This is a genomic window from Kitasatospora sp. NPDC005748 (assembly GCF_040630735.1).
In the GTDB taxonomy this organism is placed as follows: Bacteria; Actinomycetota; Actinomycetes; order Streptomycetales; family Streptomycetaceae; genus Kitasatospora.
The window spans coordinates 77,596-99,884 of record NZ_JBEXYD010000016.1 but is presented as its reverse complement, the minus strand read 5'-3'; the positions used below and the strand labels follow the sequence as shown (position 1 = coordinate 99,884).

Here is a 22,289-nt window from a genome sequence, read left to right as displayed (position 1 = left end):
GGGGGGACCGGCCACCGCCGGGCGGGTTCACTCGGCCACGGCCGTCCGGGCCGCGCGGCCGGTGCCGTTCTCGACGGCCGCGGCGGTCCGGCCGCGCAGGCGCGCGATGCCCACGTCCAGAGCGGCCTCCAGGTGGGTGGTCGCGCCCGTGGTGAGGAGGATCAGCACGCCGCCCTGGATGCCGGCCAGCAGGGCGGCGGCCTCGCGGTCGGGGTCCAGGTCGGGGTCGGTCTCGCCGGCGTCCCGCAGGTGGCGGATCCCCGCGGCCAGCTGTTGCTGCCACCGGTCGAGCAGGCCGCCGGCCACGGTCCGCGTGGCGTCGGTGGCCGGGCCCAGCTGGGCGAGGGCGGTGTGCAGCGGACAGTCGGTGCCCTGGGCGCGGTAGCGGGCGACGACCCTGTCGCGCCACCGCTGCCAGGCGGCCCACGAGGTGAGGGAGCCGAGCTCCGGCTGCTGGTCGTCGATCACCCGGGCCGCCTCGTGCCGGGCCACGGCGAGGAGCAGCTCGTCCTTGCCGTCGGGGAAGTAGTGGAACAGCTGGCTCTTGCTGGTCGCCGTGTGGGCCATGACGTCCTCCAGCCGCAGCGCGAACACGCCCTGGACGCGGATCTGCTCGGCGGCGCCCTCGACGATGCGCTGCCTGGTCGCGGCGCCCTTGCGGGTGAGCGGCATGTGTCCTCCCGGTACGAGCTGTCGGCTCCCATCGAAGCGGATCCAGCCCGGCGGTGTCACGGCAGGAGCAGCAGCTTGCCGGTGGTGCGGCGGGATTCGAGGTCGGCGTGGGCGCGGGCCGCGTCGGCGAGCGGGTACCGGCCGCCGACCCGCGGGGTGAGGCGGCCGGCCAGGACCAGGTCGAAGACCTCACCGGTGCGCCGGACGAGCGCCTCGCGGGTGGCGACGTGGTGGTGCACCACGGGATAGGTCAGCAGGATGCTGTTGGGCAGGTCGGTGGGCCGCAGGGTCGGGACGCCCATGAAGGGGCCGTAGTAGGCGTGCACGCCGTGCGGGCGCAGGGCCAGTTGGGAGGAGCGGAAGGTGTCGGCGCCACCGCCGTCGTAGACGACGTCGGCGCCGCGTCCGCCGGTCAGCTCCTTGACCCGGCCCTCGAAGCCGCCGCCGGAGTGGACCAGGGCGTGGTCGGCGCCGGCCTCCTTCGCGGCGGCGGCCTTCTCCTCGCGGGAGACCAGGCCGATCACGTCGCCGCCACGGGCCTTGACCATCTGGGTGAGCAACTGGCCGACGCCGCCCGCCGCGGCGTGCACCACGGCGGTGTCGCCCGGGCCGATCGGGTAGGTCTCGGTGCTGAGGTGGCTGGCGGTCAGGCCCTGCATCATCAGGGCGGCCGCCGTCTCGTCGTCGACGCCGTCGGGTACCTTGACCAGGGAGTCCGCCGGGACGGCGAGCAACTCGGCGTAGCTGCCCGGGTGGTAGAACCAAGCCACCCGGTCACCGACGGCGAGGCCCCGGACCCCGTCGCCGAGCGCGGTGACGTACCCCGTGCCCTCGACGCCGAGGACCGTCGGGGCCGCCCAGCCGGGACCGCCCTGGGTGCGGGCACCGATGTCCATGTAGTTGACCCCGGCGACCCCCAGGCGTACCAGTGCCTCGCCGGGACCGGGGGTGGGGTCGGGCAGCTCGGTCCAGTGCATGACCTCGGGGCCGCCGTGCTTCTCGATCCGGATCGCGTGCATGGTGCCGCCTCTCTGCAGGCTTCTTCGTGAGGGACCGGTCAGCACGTTAGGCGGCTCAAAATGGACCGGCAAGTCCAAAATCCTTGCTTGGAAGGCCGGTTGGCGACTCCGGAGGGCCGTGGGGCCCTCGGGCCGGACCGGGTTCGGGTTCAGGCCAGGGTGACGGTGAGGGCGGAGTCGTCGCGGCTGAGGTGGTCGATCCGGAGCTCGCCGGAGGCGCCGGTGTAGTCGCCCGTCCCGCCGGTGATCGCGAAGGTGTGGGACCACGGCTGGTAGCCCAGCGCCACCTCGGTCACCGCCGGAAGCGGCCGCTCGAAGGCACCGGCGGCGGTGAGCATCCCGTCGGTGAGGCGCAGCGCCACGGTGGCCAGGACGAGGGACCCGGTCGGCCCGACGGTGATCGGCAGGCTGTGCGCGCTCTCGGTGCCGACCGGATTGTCGTCGGTGTCGCGGAGTTCGTAGTGGACGAAGTACGGTGCGCCGGCGGTGAGGACGCCCGGGATGTCGGCCGCCGCTCGCCTGCCCTTCAGGTTCAGGGTCGAGGCCCGCCGGCTCGCCCTGGCGGTCCCGGTCGCGCCGAGGGTCGCACCCATGCCGACTGCTGCCGCGGATGCCACGCGCAGGGCGTGCCTGCGGTCGATGTTCGTCATCACGTTCCCGATGCCTGGTGGGGTGGTGGGCGGACGCACGAGCGGTGCGCCCGTGTCCCGGTGGACACGGCGGCTGCTTTCCCCGTTCCGCGCGGTGCCTACCCCGACCTGCTCCGGATCCCCTCGAACGGGCTATGGAGCGAACCGGAGGGTGCGGGGTGGGGACAACCCCCGTACCTACACGGGCGTCAGCGGGATGGGCAGCCGGTGCGGCGGCCCGGCACGATGAGTCAGGACGAACACGGGCAACGAGGACAGGAGCAACCAATGAAGGTACGTACGGGGGCCGCGGCAGTGTGGGTGGGGATGTGCGTGGTGGCGGCAGCGGGCATCCTCCCGGGGGCCGCGGTCGCGGCGGACCGCCCGGCGGCCCCGCCGGCCGGCCTCAAGGCGGCCCTGGAACAGACGGTCGCGGACGGGTTCCCGGGTGTCGTGGCGTACACCCGGAACGGCGAGCGGGAGTCCCGCGCGGCGGCCGGGCTCGCCGACACCGCGAGCGGCGAGCGGGCCCGGCCCGACCAGCGTTTCCGGATCGCCAGCAACACCAAGTCGTTCGTGTCGACGGTGCTGCTGCAACTGGAGGGCGAGGGGCGGCTCTCCCTCGACGACAGCGTGGAGCGGTGGCTGCCGGGCACGGTCCGGGGGAACGGCAACGACGGCGCGGCCGTGACCGTCCGCCAACTGCTCAACCACACCTCGGGCATCTACGACCCCACGACCGAGCCGGCGTTCTTCGCCCCCTACCTGGAACACCACGACCGGGACTACGTCTACACCCCGCGGGAGGTGGTCGCGCTGGCCGTCCGGCACGCGCCGCTCTTCGCCCCCGGCACCGACTGGGCGTACTCCAACACCAACTACCTGCTCGCCGGGCTGGTCATCGAGGCGGTCACCCATCGCAGCGCGCCCGCCGAGATCCAGCGGCGGATCATCGCGCCGCTCGGCCTCAAGGACACCTCCTTCCCGGTGACCGACCCCGACATCCACGGTCCCCATCTGCACGGCTACGACCTCGCGGGGCACGATGTCACCCGGTTCAGCCCGTCGTACGACTGGACCGCCGGCGCCATGATCTCCACCGTCGACGACCTGTCCCGGTTCCACCGTGCCCTGTTCGCCGGCAGGTTGCTGCGCCCCGCCCAGCAGCGCGAACTCCTGACCACGGTCGACTTCCCCGACAAACCGGCCTACGGACTCGGCGTGCAGCGCCGGGACGTGGAGTGCGGCACCGAGCCGGACACCAGGCAGGTCGGTACCTGGGCGACGGACGGCGGCGGCCCCGGCTACACGAGCGTGTCCCTCACCACCGTCGACGGTGAACGGCAGCTCGTCCTGGCCGTCAACCTCTACGACCTCGGTGCCGACCTCAAGGGCGCGCCGCCCGTCCCGCGGAGTACGGGACTGATGGAGGCGCAGACGGCCGCCCTGTGCGGCTGATGCCCAGACAGCTCGGAGTCGACCTCCCGTCACCCCCGGGGCCGGGCGGTCGGTTACGAGCTCCGCGCCGACGCCCGCCCCCGGCTCGACACCGCCTGCATGACCTGCGATCACCTCGGCGGCAGCGTCGGCTCCTGGCTCGGCGTCCGGGTCTACGGCCTCGCCGGCTGGCCGGCCGTCTGCGCTCTGGTGGCGCTCCTCGCCGCCCTCGCGCTGGCCCGCCACCTGGCGCCGCCGCTCCGCCGTCGCGGGTCGGACCGGGCCCCCGGAGCGGCCGCACCCATCGTGGCGCGCTCCACCGACGAACGCACCGCCCACCTGGCTGGCGGCCGGCGGCTGGCGGCCGGCGAGCGGAGCCGGTGCGGGCGCGGGTACAGGCGCAGGTGCCACAATCGCCCCATGAGTGAGCACGGCACCGACCACGGCTACCTGCTGGACAACAAGCAGGCCGAGGCGGGCGTTCGCTTCGGCGCCCTCGCCGAGCTGTTCGACCAGGTGACGTTCCGGCACGTCGACCGGATCGGCATCGGCCCCGGCATGCGGTGCTGGGAGGTCGGCGCCGGCGGACCCTCCGTCCCCCTCGGTCTGGCCGAACGCGTCGGCCCGACCGGTGCGGTGGTCGCCACCGACCTCGACGTCGGCTGGACCAGGGACATCGCCGGCGGCGCGATCGAGGTGCTGGTCCACGACGTGGCGGCCGATCCACCGCCGCCCGGCGGCTTCGACCTGGTGCACGCCCGGCTGGTCCTGGTGCACGTCGCCGACCGCGCCGAGGCCCTGCGCAGGATGGTCAGCGCGCTGCGCCCCGGTGGCCGGCTGCTCCTGGAGGACGCCGACCCCGCGTTGCAGCCGCTGCTCTGCCCGGACGAGTCCGGCCCCGAACAGCGGCTCGCCAACCGCTTGCGCACGGGGTTTCGCACCCTGATGGCGGCGCGCGGCGCGGACCTCGCCTACGGGCGGACCCTGCCCAGGGTGCTGCGCGAAGCCGGCCTGGAGGACGTGCGGGCCGACGCGTACTTCCCGATCACCTCACCGGCGTGCGCCGTACTGGAGGACGCGACGGTGCGGCAGATCCGCCACCGTCTGGTCGAGCACGGGCTCGCCACCGACGAGGAGATCGACCGGCACCTGGCGAACGTCGCCACCGGGCGGCTCGACCTCGCCACCGCTCCGATGATCTCCGCATGGGGACGCCGCCCGTAGTCCCGCCCGACGGCTGTCGGACCGGTCCAGGGCGGCGCCGGTCGCCGGACCGGGGGCTCCCGGCCGCGACGGTCCCGCTACCGGAAGAGGCGGTCGCCGGCGTTGGCCATCCGATGGGTGCCGCTGTGGCGGTTCACCCAGTCACGGATCAGGTTGACGGCGTTGGCGCACTGCCAGCTGTTGTCGTACTCGCGCACCCCGGTGAAGGCGCCGTAGCCGGCGATGATGCCGTCCACGCGGGCGTCGCCGAGGAGCTTGTCGACGTACCACGGGTCGTTGTACGTGGTCGTCCAGGACAGCGTGGCCGCGAGCCGCCCGGCGGCCCGGTCACCGGCGCCCTTCTTCAGCTCCGCGCAGGTGTTGTAGGTGGGTTCCGTGCAGTTGCCGAACCCCTTGGTGATGTCGGAGTCGCCGTAGTCCATCGCCCGGTGCCCGGCCGGGAATCCGTTGCCGGACCGGTTGAAGGCACCCTGGACCTGGTCGCGGGTCCCGGTCGAGGTGATGCCCTCCAGCGGGCCGAGCCTGCCCGCCAGGCTCTGCCAGCCCCGGCCGCCGACGTCCGGGGTGCTGCCGCCGTGGTACTCGAAGAAGCCGTAGAGCACCTGGATCCCGGCGGCCGTCAGCCGCTGCGCCTTGTCACGCAGCCCGGCGACGCTGCACGTACGGTTCGGCTGCTCCCCGCAGTAGTTCGGGTCCTTGATGTCCAGCCAGACCAGGGCGAGCCGGCGTCCCGCGTTGGCGTTGGAGAGGATACGGTCGATCATGCTGTCGAAGCTGGGGCCCAGTCGGTTCTCACCGGCCGAGGAACAGTCGTGGTAGGCACGCCATTCGTTCGGGTTCCACCACGCGCAGACGTCGATCTCGATCGCGTTGGCGCCGTGGTTGAGCGCGGCGTCCACGCCGTCCAGGGTGTCGACCCGGTGTGCGATGGCGTAGATGGCCTGGCGCTGGTCGGCGGCCGAGGCCGCGGGGGCGGCCGGAGCGGCGGTCGTGGCGGGGGCCGCGAGGGCGGGTGTGGCCAGCGCGAGCAGCGCGGCCAGGGCCGCGGCCGTGGCGCGGAGGGAGCGGCGGACGGACAGCTTCATCGGTAGGTCCTTTCTGTGCGGGATCCGGCCCAATTGTCCCGTGCACGACAATGAAGGGGGAGTGTATTCTCGGCCAACTTCGTGCACGGACTTGCTGTGCGGGTATCGACTGGCTCCGAGGGGGCGGCGGGTCCTCGATCCCCCCAAGGACGCCAGGATCGTCCAGGTGAGGACCACGGTCGTCAACACCGGGGCCACGGACCTCTCGCTCTACGGATCGGGGACGCCCATCGTGAAGGACGCCAAGGGCAATCTCGTCTTCTCGAGCCCACTCGACTGACCCGACGCACCCCGTGACGGGGGCTGCTCCCGTCACGGGCCCTCCGGCGATCCCTCGCGGGCGCCGGTCGAGCGCGAAGAGCGCGATGCGGTGCCGCTCCAGATCCACGTCGAGGATCGTCACAGTGAGGAGGTCGCTCCACCTCGACGACGTCCTCGGGCCGGGCTGCCGGCGGCCCTGCGAGCTGGTTGTCGTGTGTATCAGCCCCTCGATGCCGTCTTGGCGGTCCTCGACGTGGACGAAGGCACCGATCGGCACGATCCCGGTCGGTGGGGTGGCAAGACAGTCCGGGAACGTTGATCATCGCGGTGAAGCCACCGATGTCCACGAACGTGACGCCGAAGTCGGCTGTCCCGGTCACCGTGCTGGGTGACGACCTCCACGGTGCAGGGTCTTCAGGACGGCCCAGTCCCAGTCCCGGTCGCCGGGGGTCGGGTCGGTCCGCCACCGCGCCCGGACGACGCCGTCGCCGGTGCCCTCGCCTGCTTGCGCTACCCGCCGGTGGGCGTGCAGGTGGTGCGCGTCTCGCCCGGGCTGGGTGCGGGCATCCTCGCCTACTCGGTGGTGGCCGTCCGTGGTGTCGCCGCTCGACTGCGAGTGTGCCCGCACGCCAGGGTCGGGAACCGGTGGCCGGGCAACGCTCCGTAGTCGCTGACGCTCAGTCAGTTCTGCTGCATCGCAGCCCCGGTCACTCCCTGTTCCCACGGTCGAGGGGGCCGGCGGTGACCGCCGGCCGGGCGGTCCGGTTTCCCCGTGCGCCCCGCCGGACTGCGGCCTACCGTGGAGATGAGGGGTACGGCCATGGAACGGGGGTCTCCCGTGCAAGAGCCCGTGATCGCCACCGCCCTGCTGATCGCTCTGACCGGCTGGTGTGCGGTCCACTGCGCCCTCGCCGCCGCGGGGCGCGGCTGTCCGGACCGCCGGCTGGAGCCGATCGAGTTCGTGACGGCCCTCGCCATGGTCGCCATGGTGGCACCGGCGGCGGACCCGTTGCCGCGAGTCCTGTGGGCCGCCCTGCTCGCCGCGGTCACGGCCTGGCCGGCGCTCCTGCTGGCGGGGCGGATGGGCCGTCACCACCGCTCGGCCCCGATCGGCGCCCTGCGTCACTATCCGCACCACATCCTCAGCGCGGCGGTGATGGCCGCCTTGGTGCTGCTGATGGCACCGGCGCAGCACCACGCGGGCACCGGCCACACCGGTGGCGGCCACGGGGGCGGCCATGCCGCGGTGCCGGAGTGGGTCCTGCTGGCGCTGGTCGCCTACTTCCTGGTCCACGCGGCCCGCGGCGCGGGCACGCTCCTGCCGCGCCCGGCCGCCGGGGGCCGCCCGCGGGCGGAGCGGCCGGCAGGGCGGCCGGCAGGGCGGCCGGCCCGTGTCCACGGACCGGCCGCCCTGACCTCACCCGACCTGGTCGCCGCGCGGCGCACGGTGATGTCGATCGGCATGGCCTACATGCTGCTCGGCATGAGTTGACGGCGGGCCGTCCGGTGACCGGGTCACGCACCGTCGCGGCGCACCGCCAGGAAGCTCGCGGTCTGCCCGGCGGGGCCACCCGAGTGCGGCTCCTGGACGGGTGAGGCGGATCGAGCACCTCGTTCCAGGGTCCTGCGGGCGCCCCGTGCCGCCTACCGTTGCTCGTCCGGACAGCGGGCCCGGTTCACCTCCTCGAAGGCTTGTGGACGAAGCACCACGGGGCGGCCGCCGCCGCCCCGGGAGTCCGGGCCGCCCGGCCAGGGCACCCGGCCCACCCTAGGAGTGACATGTCGAACGGAACGTTCATACGAAGAGACGCCAGCAAGATGGCCGAGTGGGATCCGGTGCTGTACTGGTACGCCCGCGCCGTCGGAAGGATGCAGCAGCGACCCGCCACCGACCCGACGAGCTGGGTCTTCCAGGGGTGCATCCACGGCATCCCGCCCACCGTCACGCAGACGCACGAAGCCTTCAGCCAGTGTCCGCACGGAGGCTGGTTCTTCCTGCCGTGGCACCGGGGCTACCTCTGGTACTTCGAGCGGATCATCCGGGCGGCCATCAAGGAGATCGCCGCCGAGGAGCACATCACGCCCGACCCCTCCACCACCTGGGCCCTGCCGTACTGGGACTACGCGCTGGACGCGCCCTCCGCCACCCCGCCCTCGACCTTCACCTCGCGCGCGCTCCCGGCGGCGTTCCGCAGCCCGAAGATGCCGGACCGCCCGGGCGGCACCACCCTGACCGTCGACAACCCGCTCTGCCTCCGGGACGACCTGGAACCGACGACCGAGGCGGAGTTCTGGGCCGCCCCGCATCGCGCCAAGGACAAGAACACCGCCCGTCAGGTCCTCCCCTACGTGGACCTCAACCCCTTCAGGGCGATGAGCGAGACGATCTTCGCCGCCACGAAGAGCCGGACGCCGGTCCAGCCGACCTTCGGCAGCGAGGTCAGCTACACCGTCATGCCCCACTTCCAGCCCGGCTTCGGCGAGCTGGAGAACGTCCCGCACAACCAGGTCCACGGTGGCGTCGGCGGCTGGATGGGCCGGGTGGAGGGCTCCGCCCGTGATCCGATCTTCTGGCTGCACCACGCCAACCTCGACCGGCTCTGGTCGGGCTGGCTGGACAAGGGCAACCAGAACCCGGACCACACGTCCTGGCTGGACCACGCGTTCATCTTCTTCGACGGGAACGGACAGGAGGAACGGCCCACCAGCAAGGTGGTCATGGACGACGCGCGCGACTACGCGTACGAGTCGCTGACCGACGGGTCGGGCACCCGGCCGGTGATCCTGCCGCCGGTCCAGGCCCCACGGGCGGGCGAGCGGGTCCTGGCGGCCTCCGTCGCCAACCCCCGGCAGCCGCTCGACGTCCGGGCGGCGACCACGGTGTCCCTGGAACCGAACGGCGTCGAGGGGGCCATGCGCTCGCTCGCCGCCCGCGACGAGCCGCAGACCAACCTCATCCTCACCGTGCACGACGTGTACACCGAGATCCCGCCCGGGACGCCGTTCCACGTCTTCCTCAACGGCCCCGGCGGCGACCTCGACCCGGAGGGCCCCTACTTCGTCGGCTGGATCTCCTTCTTCGGCATGGCCGGCGCCGGCGGGCACGATGCCAGCTACGACGTCACCGAGCAGGTCCAACGCCTCAAGGACCAGGGGCTGATGCTGGACGGTCCGCTCACCGTCTCGATCGTGCCGTCCATCCCGCAGCCGGCGACGAACATCCCGCAGCCCAGCTTCGAGAGCGTCAGCCTCACCAGCATCTGATCGCCCCCGTCCCGGGAGCCCCGCCGAGTCCGCCTCGGCGCGGGGATCGTGCTGACGCGGAAAGCTGCGCGAGTTGCGCGAGCACGTCCCCCGCCTTCGCCCGGCACTTGTCGGCCGCCGCCCGGGCCCGGGCCACGTCGGCGGCGAACGTCTCCTCCGCGTAGGGGGGTTGGAAGGTCCCGCCTCTCGTAGGTCGTTCGTTCGCTCGTCTCTGCGCGGGGGAATCCCGCCCGCGATCTCCGCACTCCGTCTCGGCGGTGGTCAGCGGGATGCGGTGGGTCCCTCGTGCCGGGTGCCGGACAGCGCTGCGTGCACGGCGGCCGCCGCGTGGAGTCGCGCGGTGGGGAAGACCGGGACGGGGCTGTCCTCGGAACCGATGAGGAGCTCGATCTCGGTACAGCCGAGAATGATCCCTTCCGCACCGTCGGCGACCAGGTCCGTGATGACCTTCCGGTAGGCGGCGCGTGACTCCTCCCGCACGACGCCCAGGCAGAGCTCCTGGTAGATGACGTGGTGGACGATCGCGCGCCCGTCGGCGTCCGGGACGCGCACATCGAGTCCGCCGGTTTCGAGCCGGCCCCGGTAGAAGTCCTGCTCCATGGTGAACGCGGTGCCCAGGAGACCGACCCGGCGCAGGCCCGCCGCCCGCACGGCCGTCGCGGTGGCGTCGGCCAGGTGCAGCAGCGGGATGGAGACCGCCGACTCGACCCGGTCCGCGACTTTGTGCATGGTGTTGGTGCAGATCAGCACCATGTCCGCGCCGGCCGCCTCAAGCGCCCGGGCGGCCGCGGCCAGGATCTCGCCGGCCTCCGTCCAACGGCCCTGCACCTGCAACCGCTCGATCTCCGCGAAGTCCACCGAGTAGATCACGCACCGCGCCGAGTGGAGTCCGCCGAGGCGCTCCCGCGTGAACTCGTTCAACAACCGGTAGTACTCCGCCGTCGACTCCCAGCTCATCCCACCGATCAGGCCGATCGTCCGCATCGCCATACCCTCACCTCGACTCGGAGCGGCATCGCGGCCGCCGCGCGGTGCCTAGTCATAAGGAATACAGCATGACAGACGCAGATGTATAAGCTTCCCTTGGCTGTCGTGAAGCCCCCGACGCAAAGGAGGCGGAGGGTATCGTGACGCCTGCCGCTGGAGGGCAGAGTGGGCCGAGCCGGTCTGCCGGCTCTCCGGGGGCGGGACCGGCGGGCCTCGGCCAGGTAACCCGCCCCCGGACCAAGCGTCAGCATCCCGGCGGCGGCGCCGTCGGGTTCCGCTCCGCAGCCGCCACCACGGCAACGGCCCGGGGCGCGAGAACCTCGCACCCCGGGCCGTCCAACTCCGGGCTGTCGGACTCCGGCTCACCGGAGTCCGGTTCAGCCGTAGGTCACCCGTAGATCGTGAAGCTCACGTCGGCCTGGCCCGCATACGCGTTGCTCAGGGTGAAGAGACGGGTGCTCGGACCGAACACGCCGAACGTCGTCCGGCCCTTGCCCAGCCAGTCGCCGACCACGGGGAGGTCGCCCTTGACGCCGTAGGTGGCGGTCGACACGCTGCCGTCGTCGTGACGCAGGATGAACAGGTTCGGGTCGCCCGGGTTCCGACCGGGGCGGAACAGCCCGAACTGGGCGTGGCCCACGCCGTCCCAGTCGCCCACCACGGGGAGGTCCCCGGCGTCGCCGAAGGGCATCGTGGTCACCGAGCCGTCGTCGTGCCGGACGGCCAGCGTGCCGATGCTCGGGCGGTAGATGCCCAGCTGGTCGTGCCCGTTTCGGTCCCACGCGCCGACGGCCGGGATGTCGCCGGGGTCACCGAACTGCACGGCGGAGACCGAGCCGTCGTTGTGCTTCAGGGCGAAGGTGCCGGTGCTCGGGCGGTAGATGCCCAGCCGGCACTGGCAGGCGTTGTCCCACGCGCCGACCACGGGGACGTCGCCCGGGCTGCCGAACATCCAGATCGTGCCGGCCGGGGCCGACGACTTCTGGGTGGACAGCGCCCAGCGCCCGTTGTCGAAGAGGCCGAGGTGGGTGCTGGGGCCGGCGAAGCTGCCGGTGAACGGCACGCCCGCCAGGGGACCGTGGACGTACTGCTGCACCGACGCGCCGGCGGAGCGGCCGTGGTCGTCGGTGACGGTCTCGGTCACCGTGTAGGTGCCGGAGACGGCGTAGTCGTGCGTCAGGCCGTTCGGCGGGGCCGAGCCGTCGGTCGCCACGGGGGCGGATCCGTCGCCGAAGTCCACCGTGTAGCGGCTCACCGGCCAGGGGCCGTCGCTCTTGTCCGTGACCTTGATCCGGGCGACGGTGTTGTCGTCCTGGGCGACCGACAGGCGGGCCGAGATGGGGCCGGCCGGAGCGATGTTCACCCTGCTGACCGAGGTGCGGGTCAGGCCGGTCTCACTGGTGGCGGTGAGCGTCACCGTGTAGGGACCGGCGGTCGGGTAGTCGTGGTCGATCTCGATGGTTCCGGGGTTCGCCCACACCGGCTGGCTGCCGTCGCCGAAGTCCAGGCGAGCGCCGGCCGGGGCCCAGCCCCCCGTGTAGGCGTAGCCGATCCGGGCCTGCAGCGGGTGCCCGGCGCGGGGGTAAGGCGTCGTCCAGACCGAGGCGGACATGGTGTCCTGGAGCTCGACCGCGCCACGGTCGACGAAGCCGGTTCCGGTTCCGGTGTCGGCGATCTTCGGGTGGTCGGCCCGCGGGCGGCCATAGACATCGCTGTCCAGCATGCCGGGCGCGGACTCGTCGGCCGCGTCCGTCACGCCCTGGGCGGCGACCGGCGCGTACTGCACGACGCCGAAACCACTGGCGCGGTACCCGAGCTGGGGGTCGGCGCCGTAGTCGTGCGCGCCCTGGCCGGTGGCCTTGAACGCGTACGGGTTCGCGTAGGTCGCGCCGCCCCAGGAATACCCGGACCCGCCGATGGCGGGCGCCACGACGTTGTAGTCGGCCTTGGTGCCGGCGGTCGAACCCGCCGACACCGTCAGGTTGGCGTACGGCGACTGCAGGCCGTTCGCACAGGAGAAGGCCGGGAGCTTGGAGATGATGTTGTTCTCGACCGTCGCGCCCGAGGAGTTCCCGGCCAGCGACAGGTCGCTCCCGCAGTTCTGCGCGAAGGTGTTACTCACCACCACCGTGCCCGGGGCATCGGTGACCAGCACGCCCTCCGCCGGGTTGTTGGTCACCTGGTTGGTGGTGATGACCGTCCCGGTGACGCCGGCGTCGACGGCCACACCGACCGTGCCCACGTCACTGATGACGTTGCGGCTCAGCGTGACGGCCGTGCTCCGGCCGACGATGCGCACACCCGGGGCCGCGTTCGGGTACGCGCGGACGCCGTTGGAGACGGGGTTGCCGGCGGCCACGCTGTTGCGGTCCAGCACGATCCGCTCGGAGTCCTGGACGAGCACGCCCTCCTGCGGGCCTCCGATCCCCAGGCCGGTCACCGTGACGTCGTGCACACCGGCGAGGACGAAGCCGTGCGGAGCGGGCTGCGTACCGGCGCTCCAGGACCGCACGCCGACCGGGACGGTCCCTGACAGGTAGACCAGCTCACCGCTGAACGTGATCGGCTTACCGGGCAGCCCGGACCGCCTGACTGTGACCTGTTCCTCGTAGCTGCCGCGGCCCGGCGCGATCCGGACGGTCTGACCCGGCTGCGCCGCGTCGGCGGCGGCCTGGATGGTGCAGTACGGCTGTGCGCTCGTGCCCGCGCCGGTGTCCGAGCAGTTGGCGTGGGAGGCGTTGTCGACGTAGAGCACGGCGGAGTCGGCGTGGGCGAGCGGCGGCAGTACGGCGCCGGCGACCGCGGAACTCGCGACGGCGACGGCCAGGCCGACGCGGCGTCGGATGGGCACAGTGGGTCTCCTTGGGAGTGATGTCTCGTTTCGCGTCGGTTTCGATGGAGAGTGTGCTCGATCCGTGCCGACGACGAGGTGATCATTATCCAAGAGGTCTGTGACAACACCGCACGGGGGTGCCTCGACAGCGGAGCCGCCGGGTCGCCCGCCGTCACCCGGCCGCGCCGGCTGCGCCGCAGGTCAGACGGGGGAGCGACGCGGTGACGCTAGCGCAGCGGCCCGCACTCGTCGACGAGGACGGGCGGTGCCGACAGGAACACGCCGCCTCGCCGCCCCGGGATGCCTTCGTCCATGACGTCCTGATCCACTGCACCGTGATCGCCAAACCACCCTCCTCTTCCCGCTGGAGGAGAGGGGACGATCGGACGGCCCGAATCGTCGGCCGATTCCGGGCCCCCGGCCCCCCGGGCGTCGGCCGGCACATCCAGCTCGTGAGGGCGCTTCGATCTGGTCGAGGACATCGCCGCCCGTTGCGTTCGGGTCCGCGCGGCCGCTTTCATGGGGGCATGATCACCATTCATCTGAAGTACGAGATCGACGCCGACAAGCTGGCGGACTTCGAGGAGTACGGCCGCCGCTGGGTCGGGCTCGTCAACCGGTTCGGCGGGACGCACCACGGCTACTTCCTGCCGAGCGAGGGAGACAGCGACATCGCCTACGCCCTCTTCTCCTTTCCCGGCTTCGCCGCGTACGAGCGGTACCGCACGGACAGCATGACCGACCCGGAGTGCCAGGCGGCCTTCGAACTGGCCCGGAGCACCGGCTGCATCAAGCGGTACGAGCGCCGTTTCCTGCGCCCGCTGGACGTCACCTCCTAGGCCGGGGCAGGGGTTTGAACCGGCTGCCCCGGACGCCAGGGCGATCGGGGCAGACCGGCGGACCGACTTCACGTCCGGCACGTTGACGAGCGCGGTGTGCCCCGCCCGGCCCGGGTCGGCCCGGGTCGGCTTCGGTGCAGGGCGGCGTCGTCGCGCAGGCGCTCTGCACCGCCCCAAGGGTGGGGCGCGGGCCCGGTGGGCGGCGGCTCGGTGGTCGTGAGGGCGAGCGGCCCGGTGGTGGTGCGCCGACGTGTCCGGAGCGACGACCCGCGACGTACGGACCGGGCTAGGGAGCGCTCGTCCCCGGGCGGGCCTTGCTCATCTTCGTCGCCCTGGCCTGCGCCCAGCGCAGGAGCAGGACGGCGACCACCACCGCCATCAGGGCGGCCTTGCCGACCGGGACGGCCGTCCCGCCGCGCAGGGCGGTGGAGAACATCGGTGTCAGCACCGCCACCGCCACGGCAGGCCCGGCCGCGTACCAGGCGGCGAACAGCAGCGGGCCCGTCCCGCCGCCCGCGCCCTGGGCCGGGGACAGCATCAGGTCCTTGCGCAGCACCCCGCGGCAGGCGTTCACCAGCCCCGCGGCGACCAGTGCCGGTGCGGCGGCCGGGGCGAGCCAGGCGGCCGGGCCGCTGCCCGCGGCCAGCAGCGCCCCGGCGCAGGCCAGCCCCAGCAGGAGCCCGGCCACGGTCGGGACGATCGCGTGGCGCAGCATCAGGGCGGCGAACGGATAGGGCGACCAGGAGGCCCGCCGGACGTCGTCCGTCTCGATCCGGGCCGGCTCCAGCAGCTGTGCCACGGCCAGGTAGCCGAACACCAGGGCGGCGGCGGTGGTCAGCCAGGACAGCCCACCGGTGGCGCCGTGCGCGAGGACGGCGCAGAGCAGCGCGGGCACCGCCAGCACCACCGCGCGACCCAGCCGGGCGGGCGAGCGCAGCAGGGCGAGGGTGTCCCGCCACGGCACGACCTGCCACGCCCGCCGGGGCGCCGGCAGCCGGAGCCTGCGCTGCCGGTCGCTGCCGTTGGCGCTGTTCACGGCCAGTCGTGCGCTGCGCAGCTCGACCGTGCGGAGCGCGGCCAGCACCCCGGCGGCCGTCCTGGCCCGCTCCCGCAGCCGGGCCAGTGGCACCGTCGCGGCGGCCCGGTCGGCGAGCGCCAGGGCGGCGACGGTCGACAGCAACAGCAGTGCGGCGGCCACCCAGCCGCCCGCCACGGCGGCCGGCGTCGGCGCCAGGGCGGCGATCGCGGCCCAGCCCCACGGCCCCGACCACAGTTCGACCAGCTCCAGCCAGTGCACCGGGTGTCCGGCGACGGCCAGCGCGCTCTGGCCGGCCAGCGCGATGATCAGCACGGTCAGGTACGGAGTGAGTCGGCGCACCCAGCGGGCGGCGCGGTCGCTGCGCTCCACGACCAGCGCGGCGCAGGTGGCCAGCAGCGGTACGCAGAGCCCCCCGAGCAGGCACCAGCCGAGCGCGGCCGGCAGGCCGACCCGAACGGTCAGCCCGAGCGCGACCATGCCGCCGACCGTCGCCACCAGGCCGGGGAAGGCGGCCACGGCGCAGGACAGCCAGAACCACGGTCGGAGCACCGGGCGGGGCCGGACGGGGTGGATCAGCAGCCAGTCGGTCGCCGCCCGGGGCGGCACCACCGGGCCGCGCCACAGGCCGTCCCGGACCAGCAGGACGAAGGTGAGCAGCCCGATCGCGGTGATCCCGGCGGGCATGGCGGCGAGCAGATCACCGCCGTGGCCGGTGTAGTCGGCGCCCATGGAGGCCTGGAGGAACAGGCCGAGGCTGGGCACGCCGCCCCAGATGATCAGGATGAGGACCACGCAGTAGACGGCGAAGCCGACCGACTTGGCACGGTTGCGCCGGTGGGGGGCCCGCAGGGCGCGGAGCAGGGCGAGCGTCTCGTCGGTCCAGTCGTCGTCGTCCGTCCAGGCCTCGACGGCGAGGTCGCGGTCGGCCTCCGGGTGGGTCGTGGTCACCGGGCACCCGCCGAACCGGCGGCGGTGCGGGCCGCGAGATCCGCTGCCAGGACCTTGCGGGTCGCGCCCTGCTTCAGGATCTTGCCGTCCTCCAGCACCACCACCCGGTCGGCCACGTCGAGGGCGAGGTCGGTGTGGTGGGTGACCAGGAGCACCGCGACGCCGTCGGCCAGCTCCGCCCTGAGCAGGTCGGCGAGGTGTCGGCGGGCGTCCGGGTCGAGCCGCTGCTCGGGCTCGTCCAGCAGCAGCAGGTCGCGCGGGCGCACCAGCGCGCACGCCAGCAGCAGGGCCTGCATCTGTCCGGAGGAGAGGGCCGAGGGCAGCGCGTCGGCCCGTGCCGTGAGCATCCGGTCGGTCAGTACCTGGGAGACCCAGTCGGGCGCGTCGGCGACCCCGTGCGCGACCGCGACCAGGAGCAGGTGCTCGCGGACGGTCAGGTCTGGGTAGCAGGCGACGGTGTCGCCGACCACCGCCACCCGGGCCCGGACCCGGGGGTCGTTCTCGTCCATCGGGATGCCGTCGAAGACCACGGTGCCCTTGCTGGGGGCGTCGCGTCCGGCCGCGACCCTGAGCAGGGTCGACTTGCCCGATCCGTTGTGGCCGAGCAGTGCCACGCACTCTCCGGCGGCCAGCGACAGGCTCACGGGGTGCAGCACCTCCCGCTCGCCGTACGAGCGGCTGACGCCGGTCAGCTGCAGCAGGGGCTTGCGAGCCGCGGCACGTGGTTCGGCGGCGTTCTTGGCCATGGGGAGGGCGCCTCTCGACGGGGTGTCCGGCCACAGTACCGATCCACCGGCGGCCACCCGGGTGAGGGTGGTGCCGGCCTGGAGCCGGTGCGGACGTCGCGCCGGGTTCGGCCCGCGGTGGGCGTGGAGCGCACCGGGGGCCACCCGCCCGCCCGCGGTGCGCCCACGCGCCGGTCAGGCGGGGTCGATGACCACGATCGGGATCTCGCGGTCGGTCTTGGCCTGGTACTCGTCGTACGCGGGCCAGTGGCCCACCATGACCGGCCAGAAGGCGGCCCGCTCCGCGGCGGTGGCGGTGCGCGCGGTGCCCTGGACGATCGTCGGGCCGACCTGGACGCGGACCCGGGGGTCGGCCGTCAGGTTCCGGTACCACAGGGGCGCGTCGTCGGCCCCGCCCTTGGAGGCGACGACGAGGTAGCGGCCGCCGTCCTCGCCGTAGATGAGCGGAGTGCGGACGGCCTGCCCGGAGACCCGGCCGACGGTGGTCAGCAGGAGGGTCTGGGTGCCCTTCCAGTGCTGCCCCTCGGCGCCGTTCGAGCCCACGTACTGCTTGACGTGGTCCAGCTGCCAGGTGCCCGGCGCGGGGTCCTTGGGGTGGTCCCAGTCGATGTCGGTCACGGTGTCCGCCTGCCTTCGTGTGGAATGGGTCGACAGTTTCGACAACGACTGCCGACGCCTCCGGGCACGGCCGCCCCGGGCCACTGGTCCGGGAGAACCTGCGGGGGCACAGCGACGGGGCGCAGAGACGGGGCGCAGAGACGGGGCGACCCAGGGGTGCCGCGGGGGACCGGGGAACCTGCCCTGCCCTGCCCCGCCCCGCCCCGCACGGTGCGGCGCGAGCTCGCGCCGCGCCATCAGCCTCGGAACGGGACCGGCCGCGGTGCTGCGGGGAGGCAACGGTGGCGCCCGGTCGGGTGCCGCGGCGGTGGGGCCTCCCGACGACTCGAAGGGAGGCCCCACCGCTTCTCTCCTACGCTCCCGCCGACGGCGACAGCTGCCGCGCCGTGTCGAGCGATCCGAGAGGGTGCGGAGCAGTGCGCGCGCCGGTCGGCGCAGCGGTGCCGAGGAGCGTCGCGGGCTTCGCCACGTCGACGGAGCCGGGACGCTGGATCGTGAGTTCGAAGTCCCGGTGCGCCTTGGCGCCCAGGGCCGGCGGCAGGTGGATGCGCCCGTCCCCGAGCATGCGCCGGATCCGCGCGCGGCTCAGCCCGAGCCCGAGCGCGAGGAGCCGCTCGACGCGGACCGGCGCGGGCAGCTCGAAGGTGACCAGCACCCTGAGCGGGGTCGGGTCGTCGAGCGCGTAGAGGGGCGTGCGGGTCTCCAGGCCCCAGGTGCCGGTCCAGTCGAGGCGGTATCCGGTCTTCGCGGCGAGTGCCGCACTGATCGTCAACTCCCGCACCACGGCGGGGTCATTCGTCTCGTACGCCACCCGGCGGGCGGGCTCCAGCGACGAGACGTGGACGCGCTCGTGGACGGGCACCTTGGACGTCCGGTCGCACCCCGCGCAACTCAGGAGGAGCCAGACGTCGAGGAGCTTGCCGTTCGCGTTGACGCGGATCTTGCCCGAGGGACGGTGACGCGTGCTGTAGCAGTCCGGGCACGGGCGCACGATGGTGGGCAGGGCGGACTGGCGCACGGCCCACAGGGCCTTGCGGTCGGTATGCATGGAGGTGATTGCTTTCAGGACTCGGCAGGAGCTCTCGCAGGCGGTGCTGCGGCTCCTGGATCTGACGGATGCACACGCGGGCGCGACTGATCGCCTCGGGGCCGAGCCATCAGGCTCCGAGATCGATCGCGCGACAGGGTGGTTCTCGCTACGTGGCAGCCGTTACAGGTCCATGCGGCCGATCCTGATCGAGGTCACCGCTCGAAGGCAAGCCGTTTTCCGTCGGCCTGGGCCTGGGCCTGGGCCTCGGCCTGGGCCTGGGCCTGGGCCTCGGCCTGGGCCTCGGCCTGGGCCTGGGTCGGAAACAGGTGCGGGTGCGGGTGCGGCGTCAGGTCGTCGGCAGCGCACAGGGCTTCGGGCGCCGCGGCAGTCCGGGCGGCGGGCCGTGGAACCGGGGAGGAGGTAGCGGCGGCTCAGTCGAACCGGATGTGCTGCACACCCGTCCACATCCGCCGAAGGCGTCCGCGGAGCGCGCTGTCGGTGTTCGGGGCGAGCGTCAGTCCGGAGGCGGCGGCGATGTGCTCGGCGACCTGCGCGACGGTGAGGCGGTCGGTCCACAGGTGCTCGGCGAACTCGTCCTGGCGCAGGCGCTCCAGGCACACGTCGAGTTTCGACAGGGCGAAGCTCTCCCGGCGCGGAGCGGTGTCCTTCCCGGCGACGAACTGCACGACGTGCCCGAAGCCGCGCTCGCGCAGCCGTCGCAGCACCGTCGCCCGCTCCGCCAGCAACGCGAAGTGCCGAACGTCGTGGCCGCGCTCCCGCAGCCGACCGACGGTCTCGCGGAGGTACGCCGGTTCCACGACCGTCATCGGCGCGAGCACCACGCCGTCGTGCTCGGTCAGAGCACGGTCCAGCACCTCGAACACTCCCTGCCGCCAGGCGGGAAGGTCCTGGAAGTCCCCGCGCAGCGAGGGCGGCATCATCCGGTGCAGGCCGAAACCCACGTGCTCGGGGTCGCAGATGACGCTGCCCGCCAGCCGCCGCCGGATCTCGTGCGCGGTCTGCGTCTTGCCCCCGCCGAAGGGGCCGTTGATCCACAGGAGCATGCGCCGACCCTATTGCGCCCGACGCGGCAGCGGGGAGCGCGGCGGTCAGGGAACGGGCACCGCCCGCCCCCGCTCCGGTCGGGGCGTCGGGAGCGGCGGCGGGCGGTGGTCCGGGGCGGGGTCGGTCAGTCGATGGACCAGTGCTGCAGGGCAGAGCCGGTGTCGGGCTGCTGGGTCACCTTGGCGCCGTTGGCGGCCGAGGCGGCGGTGACGAGCAGGCCGGTGGCGGCGGAGGCGATGGTGTACTGGTCGTTGTCGCCTGGGGTGATCTTCCAGCGCTGACCGGTCTGGTTGTCGCAGGTCCGCTGGACGACGGCGCCGCCGGCGCCGCCGGCGGCGCCGGTCGCCTCGGCGCACTTGCCGGACGACTTGTTGGTCATGGTGTAGGAGCCGTCGGGCTGGGGGGCGAAGGTCCAGGTCTGGTTGGGGCCGCGGTTCGGCGACCACAGCACCGGTGCGGTGCCGTCGGTGGTGGAGCCGCCGGGGTTGTCGAGCGCCTTGCCCCCGGTCTCGACGCTGTGCGCGCCCGGCACCGTCTTCACGACGTCGGGCCAGGGGATGCCGTGGGCGGCGTAGTAGCCGATCCCGGCGGCGGTCCAGCGGGGGCCCTGCTGGGCCAGGCGCTGGCGGAAGCTGTTCCAGTCATGGGCGGACCGGGGGCTCCAGCCGACCTCCGCGAGCGCGGGGAGGCGGGGGAAGCTCATGTAGTCGGCGTAGTCCTGCGGTGCGGGCCAGTGGGTGTCCGGGGTCGGCAGGCCGTTACTGCCCTCGTAGGCACGGTCGGCCCAGAGGGCGGCCTCGACGCCGGCGATCCTCTCGGCCGGGACGACCGAGCCGGTGCCGTCGGGCTTGGCGGTGCTGGTCGTCGGGTCCCACTCGTAGGCGCGCTGCACCGACACGTAGCCGGACCAGCTCAGGCCGTACGGGGTGGCGACCTCGTACTTCATGTCCAGGTAGGCGTGGTCGGACGGGGACATCACGAACTTGGCGCCCTGCGCGACCCCCTGGCGGACCTCGCGGATGCTCTTGGTCTCCTCGGTGGTGCCGATGCTCTCCCGGTCCTCGTCCTCACCCCAGTACTGCAGGAGGCTGTTGGCGGGGACGCCGGACTGGCCGAGCTGGTGCCAGCCCATCACGGTCTTGTCGCGGCCGGTGGTGGCCGAGGTGGCCGCCTTGACGTAGGCGGCGTACTCCTCCGGGGACGCGTCCGGGGTCTCGTCGCCGCCGAGGTGGATGTAGGGGCCGGGGGTGAGCTTGGCGACCTCCTTGATGACCTTCGCCAGGAAGCGCCTGGTGTTTCCGATGTGGGCCGCGTCCTCCAGACAGTAGAGGCTGATGCCGACGTCGAAGCCCGAGTAGGGGGCCTTCGCCTTGTCATCGCAGTTCAGGCCCGGTACCGACGCGAGGGCGGCTTCCGTGTGGCCGGGTCCGTCGATCTCGGGCACCACGGTCATGAAGCGGGACGTGGCGTAGGAGACGATCTCCTTGTAGTCCGCTGCCGAGTAGTACCAGTCGCTGCCGCCGGTGAAGCCGCTCTGCGTACTGGCGCCGATCGAGGTCAGCTCCGGCATGCCGTCGATGGCGATGCGCCACCCCTGGTCGTCCGTCAGGTGCAGGTGGAGGGTGTTGATCTTGTACGCGGCCGCCTCGTCGATGTAGCGCTTGACCTGGGCGACGGGGTAGAAGCGGCGGGCGACGTCCAGCATCACGCCGCGGTACTCGTAGCGGGGCGAGTCGGAGATCTTCGCGGGCGACACCGTCCACGCACGGGACTGCCTGGTGGGGGACTCGACCGCGGCGGGGAGCAGCTGCCGGAGCGTCTGCACGCCGCGGAACAGGCCCTGGGCGCCGTGCGCCCTGACGACGACACCGCGCTCGTCGGAGGTGAGGGTGTAGCCCTCGTCCCCGAGGCTCTTGGGGCCGTCGGGATCGAGCACGATCGCGTTCTTCGGCGCCCGATCGTCCTTGTCCACCGCGAGGGTGTAGCCCGTGGCGGGGGCCAGCAGCTGGGCGAGGTAGGTGCCGACGCCCACCGCCGCCGAGTCCCGGGAGAGGACGGCGATGCGGGTCCGCGGGGTGAGGGTGAACCCGGCGCCCGCCACTGCCTGCTGCGAGACCGGCTGCGGTACCAGGGCGTAGGGGGCGGGGTTGGGGGCGGGAGGAGCGGCGGCGGCCTGGGAGAGCGTGGCCGTGAGCGGGAGGGTGACGACGGCTGTGGCGAGTGCGACGAGGCGTCTGCCTCGTCGGTGCGACCTGCGCATGTTGACTCCTCGGGCAAGAAGGCACGGGACCGAACACCGGGTGGACGGTCGGGGAGGCGCGTGGTGGGTGTCGGCGGGGATGGTGACTCGGGGTCTCGGCAGCTGGTGTCGGGCCCCGAGGCATCCCCCCGGCGGTGCGCCGGTGAGCGGAGCGCCGGATCTCCTGGCGTGCCGGGTGCCGCGCGGTGGGGCGGCGGCATTGGGCACGTGACGCAAGAGCGCGCCGAATCTGCTTATAAATGATTGAATCGAGCGCCTTGTGAGCAGCTTTAGCCATGAAGGTGTCAGGGAGGTCAAAAGGTGTCAAGACCTACGCGGCCGTAGCTTGTCGTT

At 73.0% G+C, this 22,289-nt stretch carries 17 protein-coding genes; 5 read left to right on the top strand and 12 right to left on the bottom strand.

Translation table 11 applies throughout. From position 1 onward, the window contains the following. Positions 1–27: 27 nt before the first annotated feature. The 3 genes from ABZ495_RS15210 to ABZ495_RS15200 all read right to left on the bottom strand — a co-directional run bounded on the left by ABZ495_RS15210 (position 28) and on the right by ABZ495_RS15200 (position 2,341). Positions 28–672 (bottom strand): TetR/AcrR family transcriptional regulator, encoded by a 645-nt coding sequence (locus ABZ495_RS15210; protein WP_359836162.1) that lies wholly within the window; start codon positions 670–672, stop codon positions 28–30. Between the two features lie 56 nt (positions 673–728). Further along, positions 729–1,691, bottom strand: coding sequence for a quinone oxidoreductase (locus ABZ495_RS15205; protein WP_359836160.1), 963 nt, complete (start codon positions 1,689–1,691; stop codon positions 729–731). 149 nt (positions 1,692–1,840) lie between these two features. Continuing rightward, positions 1,841–2,341, bottom strand: a complete 501-nt coding sequence (locus ABZ495_RS15200; RefSeq protein ID WP_359808933.1) for a hypothetical protein — start codon at positions 2,339–2,341, stop codon at positions 1,841–1,843. A gap of 267 nt (positions 2,342–2,608) precedes the next feature. On the opposite strand from ABZ495_RS15200, the gene ABZ495_RS15195 reads away from it, so the two are divergent. Further along, positions 2,609–3,778, top strand: coding sequence for a serine hydrolase domain-containing protein (locus ABZ495_RS15195; RefSeq protein WP_359836158.1), 1,170 nt, complete (start codon positions 2,609–2,611; stop codon positions 3,776–3,778). Between the two features lie 399 nt (positions 3,779–4,177). Then, positions 4,178–4,981, top strand: a complete 804-nt coding sequence (locus ABZ495_RS15190) for a methyltransferase domain-containing protein (RefSeq protein ID WP_359808944.1) — start codon at positions 4,178–4,180, stop codon at positions 4,979–4,981. 77 nt (positions 4,982–5,058) lie between these two features. Here the strand turns inward: ABZ495_RS15190 and ABZ495_RS15185 are convergent, their stop codons facing one another. Further along, positions 5,059–6,066, bottom strand: a complete 1,008-nt coding sequence (locus ABZ495_RS15185; RefSeq protein ID WP_359836156.1) for a phospholipase — start codon at positions 6,064–6,066, stop codon at positions 5,059–5,061. Positions 6,067–7,165: 1,099 nt separating this feature from the next. Here ABZ495_RS15185 and ABZ495_RS15180 point away from each other — a divergent pair. Then, a complete protein-coding gene (locus ABZ495_RS15180) occupies positions 7,166–7,819 on the top strand; it encodes a DUF5134 domain-containing protein (RefSeq protein ID WP_359836154.1) in 654 nt (217 codons plus the stop codon). Between the two features lie 287 nt (positions 7,820–8,106). Then, complete coding sequence (locus ABZ495_RS15175) at positions 8,107–9,591, top strand: tyrosinase family protein (RefSeq protein ID WP_359836152.1); 1,485 nt, start codon at positions 8,107–8,109, stop codon at positions 9,589–9,591. Between the two features lie 261 nt (positions 9,592–9,852). On the opposite strand, the gene ABZ495_RS15170 is transcribed toward ABZ495_RS15175, so the two are convergent. Both ABZ495_RS15170 and ABZ495_RS15165 read right to left on the bottom strand, forming a co-directional pair. Then, the gene (locus ABZ495_RS15170; RefSeq protein WP_359836199.1) at positions 9,853–10,575 is read right to left on the bottom strand and encodes an aspartate/glutamate racemase family protein; all 723 of its coding nucleotides are present in this window, start codon (positions 10,573–10,575) and stop codon (positions 9,853–9,855) included. Between the two features lie 391 nt (positions 10,576–10,966). Next, complete coding sequence (locus tag ABZ495_RS15165) at positions 10,967–13,429, bottom strand: PKD domain-containing protein (RefSeq protein WP_359836150.1); 2,463 nt, start codon at positions 13,427–13,429, stop codon at positions 10,967–10,969. Positions 13,430–13,938: 509 nt separating this feature from the next. Here ABZ495_RS15165 and ABZ495_RS15160 point away from each other — a divergent pair. Continuing rightward, positions 13,939–14,250: an NIPSNAP family protein gene (locus ABZ495_RS15160; protein WP_329485390.1), complete on the top strand. Its 312-nt coding sequence runs from the start codon at positions 13,939–13,941 to the stop codon at positions 14,248–14,250. 286 nt (positions 14,251–14,536) lie between these two features. Here ABZ495_RS15160 and ABZ495_RS15155 read toward each other — a convergent pair whose 3' ends face one another. From ABZ495_RS15155 to ABZ495_RS15130, 6 genes are all read right to left on the bottom strand, one after another. Further along, the gene (locus ABZ495_RS15155) at positions 14,537–16,237 is read right to left on the bottom strand and encodes a hypothetical protein (protein ID WP_359836148.1); all 1,701 of its coding nucleotides are present in this window, start codon (positions 16,235–16,237) and stop codon (positions 14,537–14,539) included. Further along, positions 16,234–16,983: an ABC transporter ATP-binding protein gene (locus tag ABZ495_RS15150; protein WP_329485388.1), complete on the bottom strand. Its 750-nt coding sequence runs from the start codon at positions 16,981–16,983 to the stop codon at positions 16,234–16,236. Before ABZ495_RS15150 ends, ABZ495_RS15155 begins: the two co-directional genes overlap by 4 nt. Before the next feature lie 174 nt (positions 16,984–17,157). Then, entirely contained in the window at positions 17,158–17,601 is a 444-nt protein-coding gene (locus tag ABZ495_RS15145) for a nitroreductase family deazaflavin-dependent oxidoreductase (protein ID WP_352286738.1), read from the bottom strand. 352 nt (positions 17,602–17,953) lie between these two features. Beyond that, on the bottom strand, positions 17,954–18,649 hold the full coding sequence (locus ABZ495_RS15140) for a DUF1062 domain-containing protein (protein WP_359836146.1): 696 nt from the start codon (positions 18,647–18,649) through the stop codon (positions 17,954–17,956). Between the two features lie 413 nt (positions 18,650–19,062). Beyond that, positions 19,063–19,695: an AAA family ATPase gene (locus tag ABZ495_RS15135; protein WP_359836144.1), complete on the bottom strand. Its 633-nt coding sequence runs from the start codon at positions 19,693–19,695 to the stop codon at positions 19,063–19,065. Between the two features lie 125 nt (positions 19,696–19,820). Further along, positions 19,821–21,956, bottom strand: coding sequence for a family 20 glycosylhydrolase (locus ABZ495_RS15130; RefSeq protein WP_359836143.1), 2,136 nt, complete (start codon positions 21,954–21,956; stop codon positions 19,821–19,823). Positions 21,957–22,289: the final 333 nt, after the last annotated feature.

Coding starts and splice junctions, on each gene's coding strand:
- ABZ495_RS15205 (WP_359836160.1), bottom strand. CDS start 1,691: ATGCACGCGATCCGGATCGAGAAGCACGGCGGCCCCGAGGTCATGCAC.
- ABZ495_RS15175 (WP_359836152.1), top strand. CDS start 8,107: ATGTCGAACGGAACGTTCATACGAAGAGACGCCAGCAAGATGGCCGAG.
- ABZ495_RS15185 (WP_359836156.1), bottom strand. CDS start 6,066: ATGAAGCTGTCCGTCCGCCGCTCCCTCCGCGCCACGGCCGCGGCCCTG.
- ABZ495_RS15135 (WP_359836144.1), bottom strand. CDS start 19,695: ATGCTCCTGTGGATCAACGGCCCCTTCGGCGGGGGCAAGACGCAGACC.
- ABZ495_RS15130 (WP_359836143.1), bottom strand. CDS start 21,956: ATGCGCAGGTCGCACCGACGAGGCAGACGCCTCGTCGCACTCGCCACA.
- ABZ495_RS15150 (WP_329485388.1), bottom strand. CDS start 16,983: ATGGCCAAGAACGCCGCCGAACCACGTGCCGCGGCTCGCAAGCCCCTG.
- ABZ495_RS15190 (WP_359808944.1), top strand. CDS start 4,178: ATGAGTGAGCACGGCACCGACCACGGCTACCTGCTGGACAACAAGCAG.
- ABZ495_RS15160 (WP_329485390.1), top strand. CDS start 13,939: ATGATCACCATTCATCTGAAGTACGAGATCGACGCCGACAAGCTGGCG.
- ABZ495_RS15170 (WP_359836199.1), bottom strand. CDS start 10,575: ATGCGGACGATCGGCCTGATCGGTGGGATGAGCTGGGAGTCGACGGCG.
- ABZ495_RS15195 (WP_359836158.1), top strand. CDS start 2,609: ATGAAGGTACGTACGGGGGCCGCGGCAGTGTGGGTGGGGATGTGCGTG.
- ABZ495_RS15200 (WP_359808933.1), bottom strand. CDS start 2,341: ATGACGAACATCGACCGCAGGCACGCCCTGCGCGTGGCATCCGCGGCA.
- ABZ495_RS15140 (WP_359836146.1), bottom strand. CDS start 18,649: ATGCATACCGACCGCAAGGCCCTGTGGGCCGTGCGCCAGTCCGCCCTG.
- ABZ495_RS15210 (WP_359836162.1), bottom strand. CDS start 672: ATGCCGCTCACCCGCAAGGGCGCCGCGACCAGGCAGCGCATCGTCGAG.